Origin of the sequence: Paenibacillus sp. DRB1-1, assembly GCF_052119485.1 — a bacterium.
GTDB lineage: Bacteria > Bacillota > Bacilli > Paenibacillales > Paenibacillaceae > Paenibacillus > Paenibacillus polymyxa_B.
Map to the genome: position 1 here is coordinate 5316006 of NZ_JBODQH010000001.1, position 14852 is coordinate 5330857.

Below are 14852 nucleotides of genomic sequence, written 5' to 3' on the forward strand. Positions count from 1 at the left end.
AAGGAGGAATGGAGGCTGTACCCAAGAGTAAAAAGTTTGCGGTGATCCAAGAATTGCTTAGTAAGGGACATAGCATCGTACTACTATGTGAACTGGCCGGAGTATCCAAAAGCGGCTTTTATAAATGGATAAAGCGAAAGATGTTCGTTTCACAAAAACAGCGGGAAGATGAAACCATGAAGCTAAAAATCATGGCTTGTTACGAGAAATTGAAAGGAATATACGGCTACCGCAGGGTGAAGGTTTGGTTGAATCGAATCTATGGCATACATATAAATCATAAGCGTGTACGGAGACTTATGGGTGAACTAGGAATCAAGGCGATCATTCGTAGGAAGAGACCTTACTACGGCAAGAAAGAAGCCTATGTCATTTCTGGCAATCATCTAAACCGGGAATTTAAGGCCGACCAGTTGAATCAAAAGTGGGTAACAGACATCACTTACCTCATATTCAATGGACAGAGGCTCTACCTTTCCGCGATTCAGGATCTTTTTAACAACGAAATTGTTGCCTACCAGATCAGCCGCAGAAACGATTTGAGCCTGGTGTTGGATACAGTGAAAAAGGCAAGGAAGCGACAGGATGCGCGAGGTGTTCTACTGCATAGCGACCAAGGATTTCAATATACCTCTCGCCAATATACCAACCTGCTCAAGCGATACGGAATACAGGCCAGCATGTCCCGAAAAGGGAACTGCTGGGACAATGCATGTATAGAAAACTTCTTCAGTCATTTTAAAACCGAGTGTTTCTATCTCCACGCCTTCCATTCAGCTCAACAGGTGGAGCATGCTGTTCAAAAGTATATCCATTTCTACAACCATGAACGCTTTCAAGAGAAACTAAACAACCTGACTCCTTATGAATACAGGACTCAGGCTGCTTAATTATTGCTTTTTGATAGCTGTCTACTTGACAGGGTTCACTTCATTGACGGAGGGCTTTTTCTTTTTTTGTCACCATTTCCCCATATTTTCGTAACAAATATCGATTTCTTGGTGACAAAATTGTAACGAGTATAGTATGATGTTCAAGGTTCCCAACATTTTCATGCGGATAAGGTTACAAAATTGTGATATTATGCAGTAAGCCAAAACTTACCGGGACAGCATGCGGTTATGACAAACGCTGAATGCTGGGCCCAAACTATGGGAAGTGCGGGGGACGTAACAACGGCATTCTTTCCGATACGTCATAAGACGATATGGAATATGCCTAGGGGTGAATTGCACAAGCATAGGGCTTCTTCTGAGTCCGAATCCGACAGCTAACTTCGCAGGCATAACAGAGGAGGTACATATCTTTGAAACATCTAAAACATATTGGAAAAACCATGAAATTTGCGGTGCTTGCCGCAGCCATTGCAGGTCTGGCACAGACAGCTGGAGTAGCGGATGCTGCTTCGCTTCATACTGCCAAAGATGGTGATACCTTCTTTTTGCTTGCTCAACGTTATGGAGTATCAGTGGACGAGCTGACGAAGGCGAACCCAAACATTGCCTCCAACAATATATATGCAGGTCTGCAAATTAAGGTACCTGGTGAAAAAAGTGTGAAGGCAGCTTCGGATTCGAAGCCGCAGCTTATTACGGAGAAAGCACCAGTGAATGAGGGGCCAACGATTCAAGCGTGGGGCAAAACATTTAACTATAGCAAAATAGTTGACGTTAAGGCTTCTGCGTATTCTGCCGCAGCCGATGAGAATGGTAAATGGGGAGCAGTGGACTACTACGGCAATCCGCTTAAACTAGGTACAATTGCGGTAGACCCGAACGTCATTCCGATGGGCACGAAAGTGCTGGTTACAGGCTATTCCCACCCAGGTTTGCCGGATCATTCTTTTGTAGCTGTCGCTCGCGATCAGGGCAGCGCCATTACAGGAAAACGGATTGATATCTTTATTCCTGGCAACAAATCATTTGTGAACGACTTTGGATTTCAAAATGTGAAGCTATACGTTATTGATAAATAGCATTGTACGTATATACGGTTTAATTAAACATAATATATACTATGTAAACTTAATGCCTGTATCCTACCATATATAACTAGGTCGGACTCTTATCAGGTCCTATCCGTAAAAAAGGCTGTCTTGACGAGCAGAAAACTTCTGCTGGTAAGACAGCCTTTTTACGTTGCTTTAGCTTGTAGCTCAATCCTAAACATATGGTTATTTCCGTTCCGATGTGTGGAGTAGCCGAGGGACTGTCACAAATTTGTAGCCCTTAGCTTTTAGAGAGTGAATTAGACCCGGCAGAGCTTGGACAGTGCCTTGCAAGTTGGAGCTTTGACCTCCACCTGCGTGCATTAAAATAATAGAGCCAGGCCCGGTAGCTGGGATCACATTGCGCTGAATTTGTGTTTTACTTAGTCCCTTCCAGTCGAGAGAGTCTACATTCCAATTGACAATCATGTAGCCATGACGACGTGCCCATTGGATTTGAGGCTCCGTGATTTCACCGTAGGGTGGACGAATCAACTTGGGGCGAATACCTGCGCTGGCTTGTAAAATACGTTCTGTTTTTGTAATCTGGTTGCGAAAGCGTTCTGGTGTGGCCTTCCTAAAATCCGGATGAGTATAGGAATGGTTTCCTATAGCATGGCCTTCACGGATAATACGGCGTATGATCCCCGGATGCTTTTCCGCACGGTGACCGACGATAAAAAAGGTGGCTTTGATGCCATTGGCGTGTAATACGTCCAAAACCTGCGGCGTATACCTAGAATCGGGCACATCATCAAAGGTTAAGGCAATTTGGCGGGTGTGTGGGCCGCACATTTTAAAAATGTCCGCATGTTTTTTTCGCAGCATTGCTAATGTAGGAGTTGCTCGATCTGTGCTCTGTTGTACAGAAGAAGCAACAGCTGCTTCCTTGGGATGGGGCGTTCCGATGTTGGGAGGCGCATCCGCGTGAACGGGTAAACTTGAAAATGCTAGTAACAGTGCCAAGCATGGCAACACTCCCCTGTACGGCATATGTATCCCCCCTTTCCGTGCAGTGGTACCTAGTGGTGCTCTCGACTATTATGTACCTGTCCTATTAAAAATATGCTGGTTACCAAGTTCGGCTCATCAACGACTGGAAAGAAGTCCACGATGAAACGATTATCAATGAAGATGATGGAGCTAAACGTACATATTCTCTTAAACATGACCGGAAACAGGAGCATTTTCGCAAGTTTTAGCCTTACAACGAATTCGGTATACCGTGACAGCTGGTGTATAATGGGGATGCAATTCATAATTATACAGACATGGAATTGAAGGAAGGATGGATAAAAGTGACCGACTTGTTTACTCCTTATCAATTAAAGGGGCTTTCTTTAAAAAATCGGATTGTTATGCCCCCGATGTGCCAATACAGCGTGGAGGCCAAGGACGGAAATCCAACGGATTGGCATCATGTCCATTATGTGAGCCGGGCAGTAGGAGGCACTGGACTTATTATTGTGGAAATGACAGCGGTCCATCCAGATGGACGTATTACAGATCGTGATTTGGGTATTTGGAGTGACGAACATATTCCTGCATATCGTAAGATTGTAGAGGAAGTCCACAAGTATGGTGCCAAAATTGGCATTCAACTAGGCCACGCTGGACGCAAGGCTGAAGATGCTGAGCAACCTGTGGGTCCGTCCTCGATTCCTTTTAGCGAACGCTTTAAAGAGCCCCACGCCTTAAAGACGGCTGAAGTCAGGGAACTGGTTCAGGCATACAAAGAAGGCGCGCGCCGCGCGGTGGAAGCAGGTTTTGACACGGTCGAGATACATGGCGCTCACGGCTATCTGATCCATCAATTTCATTCCCCTTTAACAAATGCCAGAGAAGATGAATATGGGCAGGATTTGTCACTGTTCGGTGTTGAGGTCATACATGCTGTTAAAGAGGTTCTTCCTGCTGATATGCCTGTGCTTATGCGGATATCCGCCAAAGAATACGTCGAAGATGGATATAATGTGGAATACATAACAGGCGTAGGGGAACGATATCGTGATGCGGGTGTGGACATTTTCCATATCTCTTCTGGTGGTGAGGGTCCGATTGGTTCTGGTGGAGGCCCGTCTGCGCGTGCCGGCTATCAGGTGGATTTGGCTCATACCATCCGTGAAAAGCTGAATGTACCTGTCATTGCGGTTGGCTTACTGGATGATTATGAGGACGCCCGCCGGGTTGTTCAGCAGAAAGAAGCTGATCTGGTAGCAATAGGCCGTGCCATGCTGCGTGATCCCTATTGGGCGCTGCATGCATCGCGGGAGCTAAAAGTACAGGCCGATATCCCAGAGCCTTACTTGCGCGGCTTTTAGATATTTTTGAAACCCTCTTTGCAAAGCTTGCGTAAACATGTGTACAGAGCTTAAAATTTAAGCATTCAACTCTAGGAGGAACTTCACATGTCTATTTTCAAACGATTAAGAGATCTTACGATGTCCAACATTAATGCCATTATCGACAAGGCAGAAGATCCAATTAAAATGACGGATCAATACATTCGTGATATGCAAGAGGACCTGGAAGATGCAGAGAAAGCGGTAGCCGCTCAAATTGCTATTGAAAAGAGATTCAAACAGCAATACGAAGAACAGGCTGCTTTGGTAAAAAAACGCGAAGAACAGGCACATACCGCTGCAAAAGCACAAAATGTAGATCTGGCTCGTCGCGCGCTGGAAGAAAAGAAATCTGCTGAACAAAAAATGAATGAGTTCAAAGCTGGTTACGAACAGAACAAAGCTGCAGCCGATAATCTGCGTGGCAAGCTGGATGAAATGCGTAGACAGCTGACAGAAATGAAAAACAAGCGCGAGACACTGGTTGCCCGTTATAATGCAGCTAAAGCGCAAACTGAAATTAACAAAGCTATGAACGGTTTTAGCTCTGATACGGCAACTGCCGGATTAAAGCGTATGGAAGAAAAAATGCTGCAAGCAGAAGCACGTGCCGAAGCGAGCAACGAAATGTCTTCTAAGGAAAAATCGTTGGATGAGGAGTTCAAAGAGCTGGATAAGAAAAGCGCCGTGGACGATGAGCTTGCCGCTTTGTTGAAGCAATACGAAAATAAATAAGAACATTTTAGCAGTGCCGCCAAGTGTGATTGCTCAGGAAGCGAAGGAGAAACGTTTTCTCCTTCGCTTTTCCCTGCCTGGAGGCGTAAAACATTATATGAAGGTCAAGAAGATGTGGAGGATGGTATGAAATGCATTTTTTAGAAACGATGAAAGCAATGCTTGTATGGACTGGTGCGGGGGCTATTTTGATCTTCGCATTAATGTATGTCGACTCTTTATTTACGAAGTATAAGGATTTTGCCGAAGTGAAGGCTGGAAATATGGCCGTAACGGTACGAATGATTATGAAGTTAGTTGCTCAAGGCTATATCTTGTCAGGCTCTATCGCTACAGCTAATAATTTGCTCGAAGCGCTTGTGTATTCTGTGATCGCCTTTGTCATCCTGCTTGTTTTGGAAGTTATTGTACGTCTGCTGTTGCGGTACTGGGCTCAGTTTGATCTGGATAAAGGTACACAGGAAGGTAAAATTGGTTTCGGTCTGTTTTCAGGAGCGCTGCATCTGGTTGGCGCCTTGATCATTACAGCATGCTTCTAGGCTAAGAAAGGCAGGAATATAACCATGGGTGTGTGGAAACGAATTTCAAATCTATTTGCTAAGCCGGAGCCGCCGAAAGCAGAGAAAAGCATGCTTCACTTAAATCCAGGTGATATCTGTGAAGTGTCGCTTGTCACCTATGAAGTGGTAGGTCGTGTACATAATCGTGCCCGGAATGCCGTTGTTTTGACGCTTCAGGATGGTAATCAAGTCAGTTATCTTCATATTGAGGAACGGGAAACACTGCAATTCGGACTATATCAGGCCATCGACGGCAGACTTGACAACCCCGAGGAAGTGCCGACCATTTTAGAGCTGGATGATACAACGTATCATTTGGAGGAACAGTATTCTGGGCATGTTACCGTCATGGGCCGTGCTCCTTTCCGACAGGGTGGAGAGCAGCATGTGTGGCAGTACCAGTCTGATGATTACCATCTGTTGCGGGTAGAGTGGCAGGACGGTCGCTTTATGCTTTATGAAGGAGAAGAAGTGATTACCGGAGACGTCAAGGTTATTCGGGCAAGCTAGGAGAGGGTTACACATGAGCAAACGCACCTGGCAGTATGCATTAAAGGTCATTGTGGCGCTGAGCTTGTTCGTATCCGTGTTAAGCGGCTGCGGCGCGCCAAGTGTAAAAGATACGTATCCGCTGGAATCGGTTAGCGGCAGCGGAAACTCGACCTCGTATGTATACCGGGCAGCTGGCAAGACAGTCCCGGAAGTAGCAGAGGAATTGAAAGAACAGCGTACACCGGAACAAATGTCACCGCAAAGCAATGAGCGGATGTTTTTGGTATATAGCGATGAGTGGTACCATTTGCAGCAAGATCCAGCTAAGAAGGAAGATACACTCATTGAAATTGACAGTAAAAAGTATGTCGAACAAAATTACAGTTCAAGCTTTCTAAAGGGATACTTAACCGCAACTGTGCTGGATGCTCTGTTTGATTCGTTGCGTGGTTCAGGCTCCTATCGGGGCTACTCCAGCAGAGATGTATACCGACCTTCTCAGGGCCAATATCGTGCTCCTACGGTGCAGGAGAAAAAGGCGATTCCGCCGATTACGGTGGAGCGGAAAGGTTCGGTTACCCGTAGAGGAAAGAACTCGGATTCTAGCGTTGGGTCAAGCGGAAGTTTGTTCGACAGAGGGTCCAGCAGTTCACCGAGCAGAGGCTCGATTTCACGTGACCGGAGCGGCAGCGGCGGTTCCAGCATATTTGATTCGCCGCGTAAATCTTATAGTAAGCCCAAAACACGTAGCGGTTCAGGTAAAATCAGCCGACGAAGTCGACGATGAGGGGTATTGTCAATTTATTTGAAAACAAAAGATTTGCGGAACTGTGGTACTGATGCACAGTTCCTTTTTTTATTTTTAGAGATAATGTTGGTGATCATCTAGCGGCACAGCCAAACCTACACTTTTATGGATATAATAATGTAGAGATAATCATAACTCTGTTTGATTGAAGGGATTGAAAATTAAATGGTACAATCTATTTCTTGGCCAGATCTTTCACAAAGACCATTTAATCTAATGGTGGAACGAAAAATGGAGTGTTCTCCGAATGTTCTGTATCAGGCGTGGACGAAGCAGTTTGACAGTTGGTTTGCAGCCCCAGGATCAGTATTAATGGAGGCTAAAGTGAACACGACCTTCTTTTTCGAAACGCATTTTGAGGGGAAGCGTCATCCACATTACGGAAGATTTCTAAGACTTGAGCAAAACCGACTGATCGAGCTGACTTGGATTACTGGCGAAGGCGGCACCAAGGGAGCTGAAACAGTTCTCACTGTTGAGTTTAAATCTCGCTTTAATGGCACGCATCTTTACTTAACGCATGCAGGTTTTCCAGACGAGAATTCAAGAAACCAACATGAACAGGCTTGGCCGCTTGTACTTGAGCAGCTCGACAAAAGGATGATGCCAGATAGATAAATCAGAAGGTTCCAGCTAAAACTGCAACAAGAGGACGATTTTAAAATCGTTCTTTTTATTTTTTTGATGACAAAAATAAAAATTTACCTTACATAAAAACAAATATTACCAGTTTACTAGATTATTTCATTGCCACATCTATAAGTAAAATATACAATTACAACAGGCGAAATAAGAGGATGGTGTATCTGTGTTATCTGCTTTTTTATATATATTACTTGGTGTATTCGATGCTTTGGCCGCTGTTATTTTGGTCTTAAAGCTTTATATGCTTCCCGTGAGGGAATATCGTAGAAAAATATTATTTTATGCAATTGGCATAGCTTTGTTTTCCTTTCTAATGAGGGAAGTTATAGGCTTGCCTAAATTAGATTTGCCGCTTCAGTATTTGTTAATGGTTATCTTTTTTAGATTTGGTTTAGGGATCAAAACCCATCTAGCAGCTTTTTCTGCTGGTTCTGGTCTAACGGCCTACATTAATTTACAACTTTTTGTATTTCTGTTTGCGTATTTTTTTGGAGTAGCAGAACCAGGTGCTATTAATGATACTTCTGGCTCTTCTATTTACGTTATTCAGTTAACTTCTATTATTATTGCGTGCTTTATTTCTTATATAATGGGAAAATATAACTTTGGTTTCTCGTTTATAATTCAGCCTCCACATGATTTTTTAAGAGCTGAAAATTACTTATCATCCCTAAATAAAATGTTGATTCTAGGTGCTCTTATATCAGCTGTCACCATTTTTATTACTTTGTATATGCTCTATAGCTCAAATACCATAGGATTACTATCCATTTCATTGCTTACTTTCGGCGTGTCGTATTTCTTTTCAGAGAGAGGAGATTATGAGGATGCTAGAAGCGCTATCACGGTACATCGCAACGGAAATAAAAAAAGCTGATCCTGATGGTCCAACAAGTGTAGAAGTGATGGAATATGCGCTTGGTATAAAAATTACCGAAGTGTCTTCGATACTAATGGTTACGGTTATCGCTTGGATGACCGGGCATTTTTGGGGCTCGTTATTAGCTCTAGTAACTATCATGTTTGTAAGAAGATTTTCAGGAGGGGCACACTTCAGCAATCTTACATTTTGTGTCTGTTTTACAACGGCAATATGTGTAACTATACCTCTCGTCTCTTTAAATTTATCAACGATTTTGATTATTAATGCTTGTTCAGTATTTGTGTTTTTAGTTTATGCACCCAATCATTTTATTTATATTCATAAGACCAATAACCACAAATATTATAAAACGGTATGTGTTTTAATTTGTGCGGTGAATTTTTTTGTACAATCCCACATAATATGCTTATCTTTAGCTATTCAAGCATTCAGTATTCTTCCTTTATGGAAAGGAGGTGAACGAAAATGGATAAGAAATTGGCGAGAGCTTTAAGTTTAAGACTGGGAAAATACGCTAACGAATCTACCAAAAACGAAAAAACAGTATTTGGCGCTAAACCGATACCGGCTGAGCTCAAGAAAAAAGAAAAGAACTGATTATGTACAGCGTTACTCTAGACATTATTCTTATACGATCGGGGTAACCGCACAGACTTGCAAGGAAGCTTTTCAGCTATCACGACTTGGTTTTGTGAGATCGAGTCTAACGCATTTGGAGGTACGATTCGAAGAATCTGACTTCACTTGCTCTATGTCTCATAATAAGCTTAAAGCACTTAAAAAGTTATAGAAATGACCCGTAGAATTCACGGGTTATTTTTATTGCCATACATACTTAGACAGCCCCCCGATTTGCCAGATAACGGTTTTAGCGTTATAACAGAAAGAGGGCATTTTAGAAGAACGGAGTGAGATTATGAATCATACATCATTAAACGCAGAAAAATTCCAGCGTAAAGCAGTTCAGGTGGAAGAGGCACAAAGCAGGATAGCTAGCCATGTTAAACAGGGGGAAAGGGAAGACGTAGAGCTGGAGCAGGCGCATGGACGTTATTTGGCGATGGATTTGACCGCACCACACCCGTATCCCCGTTTTCGTCGCTCAGGTATGGACGGTTATGCGATCCTTGGCTCGGACACTGAAGTGTGCTCGTCCGGTCAGGAAATCTGGCTACATGTGATTGATGAAATTCCTTGTGGCACCGTATCGGACAAGCGGGTGGAGACTGGAATGGCTGCCCGCATCATGACAGGAGCGCAATTACCTGAAGGAGCGGACACGGTTGTCATGCTGGAAGCGACACAGCTGCGTGAGGAAAACGGACAGACATATGTCGGCTTGAAGAAGCGTATAGAAGCTGGCAAAAATGTGACACAGATTGGTCATGAGATTCAGGAAGGTCGGCTTTTGCTTAGTAAGGGAACCTGCCTGGGAGCGGGGCACATCTCGGTACTGGCTACTTTTGGAGTACATCGGGTACCTGTTTACAGGAAGCCAAGGGTGGCCGTTTTTTCTACAGGATCGGAATTACTTGCAGTGGATGAGCCGTTACAACCGGGGAAAATTCGAAACAGTAATACATATATGTTGGCTTCTCAAATTAGAGAGGCAGGAGGAGAGCCGTTTATTTTACAAGCCATTCATGATGATTTGAGCCTTGCCCGTACTTCTGTACGTGAAGCGATAGATGCCTATGATATCGTGGTCACGAGTGGAGGAGTATCGGTGGGGGATTTTGATATTATGGGTGATCTGGTACGACAGGAAGATGTGAATATGCTGTTCAACAAGGTTACGATGCGTCCAGGAAGTGTGACCACAGCCGCAGTGATTGACGGCAAGTTGTTATTTGCGCTTTCAGGCAACCCCGGTGCGTGCTTTGTAGGCTGTGAGCTGTTTGTACGGCCGACGATCCAAATGATGTTATCTTCGGCACATCCATATTTACAAACCTGGACGGCGAAGTTAGGCGCAGATTATATGAAGGTAAACAACTATACACGCTTTGTACGCAGCTCTTTGGAGATACGTGGTGGGCAAGTATACGCGATTCCTGCGCGAGTAGATGAATCCAGTGTCATGGTGACCATTAAGGACAGCGACTGTCTGATCGTGATTCCTCCCACAACAGAAGGATTACGCGAAGGTGAAGAGGTGCGTGTACTGGTGTTACAAGGTGGACAGATGACGTGATTACGAAACATCCATTTGTATGTCAAATCGTCGGATTCAAAAATACGGGAAAAACGACCTTTCTCGGAGGATTGATTCGTTATGTGAAGAAGTCAGGTCTACGAGTAGCAGTGATTAAGCATGATGGACATGAATTTGAAATGGATCATGAGGGTACAGATACGTACAAGCACCGACAGGCGGGTGCTGAAGGTATAGCTATTGTTTCGGCTGGAAGAACAGCTATTGTAGAGGAGAATAGTCAACCTGTTACCGGACTGATCCGGCATTTTCAGGCCTATGATTGTGTGTTGCTAGAAGGCTTCAAGCAAGAGGATTATCCGAAGCTGGTCATGGTGCGGGAACAATCGGATGCACAGCTTACCGATAAGCTGACAAATGTACAGGGAGTAGCGGTTTGGGAGCATCAAATGGATTGGGCTCAAGGTTACTACTCAGATGATATGATACAGATATTTCCTGCCGAGGCCAACGGACCCGCAGGCCGCTGGCTACTCGAACAGATTCATAAGCAGATAGAAGGAATGAGGAATGAGCAGGGGTAGACATCAATCGGCTGAGTCGGTTAGAGTCTCTACCCGCCGTTCAATCGCCTGAGACATGGTTTTGTCAGTCAGGTGAGCATACACTTCTGTTGTTTCTGTCGAAGCGTGCCCTAGCTGTTCCTTTGTTTTGTAAATATCATTTTGTAAATAATAGTCAGTAGCAAAGGAATGACGAAGCTTATGCACGGTAAGGTAAGGCTTGCCGAACCGTTTGGCGTACTTGATGATCATTGCCTGAATCGCTCTTTTGGTCATGCGTTTGCCTTCTGTACTGCCGTTAGGACGTGTGACAAAGAGAGCCTTTTCTTTTTTTGGAGCGCGGTAACGGGTATGTCTCAAGGACAAATAAAGTACGAGATCATCTTTGGATTGCTCGCGGAAATACACCGGCGTTTTAAAGGTCTCGTCGTTATTGCCTTTGCGGTACACATATAATAATTTATTGTTTATGTCTAAATCGTCCAGATTCAGATTGACGATTTCAGATACGCGCAGGCCTGAGTTCAAAATGAGGCTGGCGATGCAGGCATCCCGTTCCTTATTTAGTTCATAGGAGTATAATGCCTGCTTGTTATCGGCCAAATCTTGACCATATCCTTCATAAATATAACCGATGAATTCAAGCAGTTCTTCCTCTTCCAGTATTTTACCTTTAAGCTTGGCCGCCGTATCCTTGGGTTTATGTATACGCTTGATTTCGACCTTGGCCATAATGTTGCGTTTGAGCAATGGATAAAAATTTTCATCCTCAGCGATCTGACTTAAATAATGAAAAAGCGAACGCAGAGACGATAGCTTACGTGAAATGGTGATACGGGAGTTGGAGCCTTCGCGCTTAGTAGACAGGAATAATCGAAAGCCTGTAATACTATCCATATGAAGTGTCTCCAACTCTTCCAGTGTAACTTGGGCATTCGTTTCTCCGGTAGACAAGCCTTCCGAGCGAAGCCATGAAAAGAAAGCTTCGTAATCCCGCACATATTCTAGTAATGTGGAAGGGGACAGGTCGGGCAGCTTATAATCCATAAATTGCTGCACATACCATGGTAATCCCGGCATTTTTTCATCTAGTTTGCGCCGGTCGATGATCTTTTGTATATTCACTGGGTTCCACCTCGTCCGGTCATAATATATATGTATTTTAGCATATTTTGAACAGCACTGGATGGGATGTAATTCGAAGTTAAAGAACAGATTGAACCGCCAAGAGAGGTGAAAGTATGGGGTATAATATTAAATCGGAACTGAAGCTGTCTATTAAGAGTGTACCGGAGTCGCAAAAGGACATTATAGTACAGCTCATGCAATTTTATTTATATGATTTTACAGCCTATCTTCGAATTGATGTCACTGAGAAGGGGACATTCCCGGCTTATCCAGACTTGTATCAATATTGGACAAGCGGTGAACAGAAGTTACCTTTTCTGATTTGGAGACAGGATATTCCTGTGGGTTTTGCACTCGTTGACCGAATGTCCAGCAATCGAGAAGCTGACTACTACATGGCTGAGTTCTTTGTACTTCGTCCTTATCGGCATAATGGGGTTGGGACTTGGGCGGCTCATGAGCTGTTTGGACGTTTTAACGGACGTTGGAAGGTGACCCAAATGAGCACGAATAGGCCGGCACAATCCTTTTGGCGTAAGGTGATTGGAAGCTATACGAAAGGTGAGTACAGGGAACAGACACATCCGGTAAGAGGGAATATCAGTCAGTTTTTCAATACCTAAAAAATTCGAAATAGAAAGTCAGTAGTGAAAAAAGAGTCGGGGAGAGTATCCTATCGGCTCTTTTTTGTTGTCAATTCAAGTCTTCTATCCATCTATAGATCATTCCAATTAGAACCTGCATTGACACTATAAAAACGCAGGTATACAGTTATTAACATAATTCATATATATCTGATTGGAATTATCAACAATGAAACGTCGGCTCCAAAAATGCAATGTAATCATAACATCACCCATCAGATCGGAGAGTGTTTTTAGGTGAAACGAACAAGTCGATTTGCAAAAATGGTAGCTTTAACCCTGTCGATGGTGCTGGTCTTATCGGCATGCTCGGGTAATAGCGGGGCCAATTCTACGAATACTGAGGCGAATGCAGCAGGAGGCGGGCAAGCTGCAGAAGGTGGAGATCTTACCTATGCACTGGCAACATCGCCGGATTCACTGGACCCGCATAAGAGTGGATTGGCAGTAGCATCTCGGGTATATCGTGCGATATTCGATAACTTGGTGGTAAAGCTGCCGGACAATACGATTAAGCCTTGGCTGGCAACCGAATGGAGTGTTTCCGAGGATGGCAAAAGCTATACATTCAAGCTGCGCAAGGATGTTAAGTTCCATGACGGAACCCCGTTTAATGCGGAAGCCGTTAAATTTAGCTATGATCGGATTATTGATCCGCAAGCCGTAGTTGGTAATGCCGCTAACTTGCTGGCTCCCTATGAATCCTCACAAGTGATTGACGAATACACGATTAAATTGAATCTGAAACGACCATCGCAGGCATTTTTGAGCAATTTAAGTGTTCCGGCTGTAGCCATTGTTTCGCCGGCAGGAGTTAAAAAATATGGAGATCAATTCGGTAAGCATCCAGTGGGTACAGGCCCCTTTAAGTTTGTAAAATGGGACGAAAATTCAGAGATCAAAATCGAACGTAACCCAGATTACAAATGGGCACCGGAAACTATTGAGAATCAGGGAGCGCCGTATTTGGGCAGCGTGACCTTTAAAATTGTTCCGGAGGAGGCGACCCGGATCGGCAGTGTGCAGAGTGGGCAGGCTTTGGCCGCTGAAACCGTCCCACCGCAGAACATTTTAATGTTGAAGAGTGACCCTAATTTCCAATTGTTGCAGGTCAACACCCTAGGACTGCCATATACGCTGTTCATTAACCAAAAGAAGACACCGTGGAATGAATTGAAGGCGAGGCAGGCATTACAATATGGTATTGATGTGGGGACGATCGTCAAAACGCTGTATCTAGGAACTTATGAACAGGCTTGGTCGCCACTCACTCCAGGTATTTTTGGATATGATAAATCACTGGAAAACGGTTTGCAGCCTGATCTTAACAAGGCCAATCAATTACTGGATGAGTTGGGGTGGGTTAAGGGAACGGATGGTTTCCGGGTGAAGGATGGACAACGTCTGACGCTGCATTATGTAGACGGAACTCCGAACCGTGAAAAACGGAACGACATTGCAGCCATTATTCAGCAGCAGCTGAAGAAAATCGGTGTTGATGTGAAGATTGAAATTACCAAGGATATTGCAACAGTTGTATATACGAACGGAAACTATGATTTCTACGGAAATAGCCAGGTCAATGTGGACCCGAACGCTTTATATGCTTTTTACCACACAGCGGCACCAAATCAGCGGCCTACACTTCCTAACTTCTCCAATCCAGAGGTCGACAAGCTGTTGGAGCAGGGAGCTATTGAACAGGATGATGCCAAGCGGGAGGAGATTTATAAAAAGGTGCAACAGCTAATCCGTGATCAGGCCGTCATCATTCCGATTTATGTTTTCCCTTATACGGTTGGAGCAGACAAGTCAGTGAAGGGTCTCAAATTCGATTTAGTGGGTTATCCGCTCTTTAACGATGTGCGTATTCAAAAATAGTATTGCTAAATAGTTTCTGGGGCCATCCA

At 44.1% G+C, this 14852-nt stretch carries 17 protein-coding genes and 1 riboswitch; of the genes, 15 read left to right on the forward strand and 2 right to left on the reverse strand.

Annotated features, from left to right (window positions below; all coding sequences use genetic code 11):
* Positions 1-8 precede the first annotated feature (8 nt).
* Positions 9-890, forward strand: coding sequence for an IS3 family transposase (locus ACQW03_RS23925; RefSeq protein WP_322176492.1), 882 nt, complete (start codon positions 9-11; stop codon positions 888-890).
* Between the two features lie 241 nt (positions 891-1131).
* Positions 1132-1300, forward strand: a riboswitch (cyclic di-AMP (ydaO/yuaA leader).
* A 6-nt stretch (positions 1301-1306) separates the two neighbouring features.
* On the forward strand, positions 1307-1975 hold the full coding sequence (locus ACQW03_RS23930) for a 3D domain-containing protein (RefSeq protein ID WP_441952110.1): 669 nt from the start codon (positions 1307-1309) through the stop codon (positions 1973-1975).
* Positions 1976-2173: 198 nt separating this feature from the next.
* On the opposite strand, the gene ACQW03_RS23935 is transcribed toward ACQW03_RS23930, so the two are convergent.
* Positions 2174-2980, reverse strand: a complete 807-nt coding sequence (locus tag ACQW03_RS23935; protein ID WP_441952112.1) for a polysaccharide deacetylase family protein — start codon at positions 2978-2980, stop codon at positions 2174-2176.
* A gap of 305 nt (positions 2981-3285) precedes the next feature.
* Here ACQW03_RS23935 and ACQW03_RS23940 point away from each other — a divergent pair, with 305 nt between their 5' ends.
* The 11 genes from ACQW03_RS23940 (at position 3286) to mobB (ending at position 11191) form a co-directional block, all read left to right on the forward strand.
* Complete coding sequence (locus ACQW03_RS23940) at positions 3286-4308, forward strand: NADH:flavin oxidoreductase/NADH oxidase (protein ID WP_023988950.1); 1023 nt, start codon at positions 3286-3288, stop codon at positions 4306-4308.
* Positions 4309-4395: 87 nt separating this feature from the next.
* Positions 4396-5064, forward strand: a complete 669-nt coding sequence (locus tag ACQW03_RS23945; protein ID WP_013310486.1) for a PspA/IM30 family protein — start codon at positions 4396-4398, stop codon at positions 5062-5064.
* A 131-nt stretch (positions 5065-5195) separates the two neighbouring features.
* On the forward strand, positions 5196-5603 hold the full coding sequence (locus ACQW03_RS23950; protein WP_013310484.1) for a DUF350 domain-containing protein: 408 nt from the start codon (positions 5196-5198) through the stop codon (positions 5601-5603).
* Positions 5604-5627: 24 nt separating this feature from the next.
* Complete coding sequence (locus ACQW03_RS23955) at positions 5628-6134, forward strand: DUF4178 domain-containing protein (protein ID WP_007432513.1); 507 nt, start codon at positions 5628-5630, stop codon at positions 6132-6134.
* A gap of 13 nt (positions 6135-6147) precedes the next feature.
* Positions 6148-6903 (forward strand): DUF4247 domain-containing protein, encoded by a 756-nt coding sequence (locus ACQW03_RS23960; RefSeq protein ID WP_025722664.1) that lies wholly within the window; start codon positions 6148-6150, stop codon positions 6901-6903.
* Positions 6904-7089: 186 nt separating this feature from the next.
* Entirely contained in the window at positions 7090-7542 is a 453-nt protein-coding gene (locus tag ACQW03_RS23965) for an SRPBCC family protein (protein WP_441952115.1), read from the forward strand.
* 190 nt (positions 7543-7732) lie between these two features.
* The gene (locus tag ACQW03_RS23970) at positions 7733-8446 is read left to right on the forward strand and encodes a hypothetical protein (protein WP_071641072.1); all 714 of its coding nucleotides are present in this window, start codon (positions 7733-7735) and stop codon (positions 8444-8446) included.
* Positions 8397-8945, forward strand: coding sequence for an accessory gene regulator ArgB-like protein (locus ACQW03_RS23975; protein ID WP_441952118.1), 549 nt, complete (start codon positions 8397-8399; stop codon positions 8943-8945). The genes ACQW03_RS23970 and ACQW03_RS23975 overlap by 50 nt, the downstream gene beginning before the upstream one ends.
* Positions 8918-9049 (forward strand): hypothetical protein, encoded by a 132-nt coding sequence (locus ACQW03_RS23980; protein ID WP_256703320.1) that lies wholly within the window; start codon positions 8918-8920, stop codon positions 9047-9049. The genes ACQW03_RS23975 and ACQW03_RS23980 overlap by 28 nt, the downstream gene beginning before the upstream one ends.
* A gap of 319 nt (positions 9050-9368) precedes the next feature.
* Entirely contained in the window at positions 9369-10646 is a 1278-nt protein-coding gene (locus ACQW03_RS23985) for a molybdopterin molybdotransferase MoeA (protein WP_071641068.1), read from the forward strand.
* A complete protein-coding gene (mobB, locus tag ACQW03_RS23990; RefSeq protein WP_441952120.1) occupies positions 10643-11191 on the forward strand; it encodes a molybdopterin-guanine dinucleotide biosynthesis protein B in 549 nt (182 codons plus the stop codon). Before ACQW03_RS23985 ends, mobB begins: the two co-directional genes overlap by 4 nt.
* Before the next feature lie 3 nt (positions 11192-11194).
* Here mobB and xerS read toward each other — a convergent pair whose 3' ends face one another.
* Positions 11195-12295 (reverse strand): tyrosine recombinase XerS, encoded by a 1101-nt coding sequence (xerS, locus tag ACQW03_RS23995; RefSeq protein ID WP_013310478.1) that lies wholly within the window; start codon positions 12293-12295, stop codon positions 11195-11197.
* Positions 12296-12411: 116 nt separating this feature from the next.
* Between xerS and ACQW03_RS24000 the strand changes: the two genes are divergently transcribed.
* Together ACQW03_RS24000 and ACQW03_RS24005 are read left to right on the forward strand one after the other, a co-directional pair.
* The gene (locus ACQW03_RS24000; RefSeq protein ID WP_023988942.1) at positions 12412-12921 is read left to right on the forward strand and encodes a GNAT family N-acetyltransferase; all 510 of its coding nucleotides are present in this window, start codon (positions 12412-12414) and stop codon (positions 12919-12921) included.
* Between the two features lie 285 nt (positions 12922-13206).
* Positions 13207-14823: an ABC transporter substrate-binding protein gene (locus ACQW03_RS24005; protein WP_441952470.1), complete on the forward strand. Its 1617-nt coding sequence runs from the start codon at positions 13207-13209 to the stop codon at positions 14821-14823.
* The last annotated feature ends 29 nt before the right edge of the window (positions 14824-14852 follow it).

What these genes read in the sequence shown, in the direction of transcription:
- ACQW03_RS23925 (WP_322176492.1), top strand. Translation starts at nt 9, where the DNA reads ATGGAGGCTGTACCCAAGAGTAAAAAGTTTGCGGTGATCCAAGAATTG.
- ACQW03_RS23945 (WP_013310486.1), top strand. Translation starts at nt 4,396, where the DNA reads ATGTCTATTTTCAAACGATTAAGAGATCTTACGATGTCCAACATTAAT.
- ACQW03_RS23955 (WP_007432513.1), top strand. Translation starts at nt 5,628, where the DNA reads ATGGGTGTGTGGAAACGAATTTCAAATCTATTTGCTAAGCCGGAGCCG.
- ACQW03_RS24000 (WP_023988942.1), top strand. Translation starts at nt 12,412, where the DNA reads ATGGGGTATAATATTAAATCGGAACTGAAGCTGTCTATTAAGAGTGTA.
- ACQW03_RS23935 (WP_441952112.1), bottom strand. Translation starts at nt 2,980, where the DNA reads ATGCCGTACAGGGGAGTGTTGCCATGCTTGGCACTGTTACTAGCATTT.
- ACQW03_RS23980 (WP_256703320.1), top strand. Translation starts at nt 8,918, where the DNA reads ATGGATAAGAAATTGGCGAGAGCTTTAAGTTTAAGACTGGGAAAATAC.
- ACQW03_RS23985 (WP_071641068.1), top strand. Translation starts at nt 9,369, where the DNA reads ATGAATCATACATCATTAAACGCAGAAAAATTCCAGCGTAAAGCAGTT.
- ACQW03_RS24005 (WP_441952470.1), top strand. Translation starts at nt 13,207, where the DNA reads ATGGTAGCTTTAACCCTGTCGATGGTGCTGGTCTTATCGGCATGCTCG.
- ACQW03_RS23950 (WP_013310484.1), top strand. Translation starts at nt 5,196, where the DNA reads ATGCATTTTTTAGAAACGATGAAAGCAATGCTTGTATGGACTGGTGCG.
- ACQW03_RS23975 (WP_441952118.1), top strand. Translation starts at nt 8,397, where the DNA reads ATGCTAGAAGCGCTATCACGGTACATCGCAACGGAAATAAAAAAAGCT.
- ACQW03_RS23965 (WP_441952115.1), top strand. Translation starts at nt 7,090, where the DNA reads ATGGTACAATCTATTTCTTGGCCAGATCTTTCACAAAGACCATTTAAT.
- ACQW03_RS23960 (WP_025722664.1), top strand. Translation starts at nt 6,148, where the DNA reads ATGAGCAAACGCACCTGGCAGTATGCATTAAAGGTCATTGTGGCGCTG.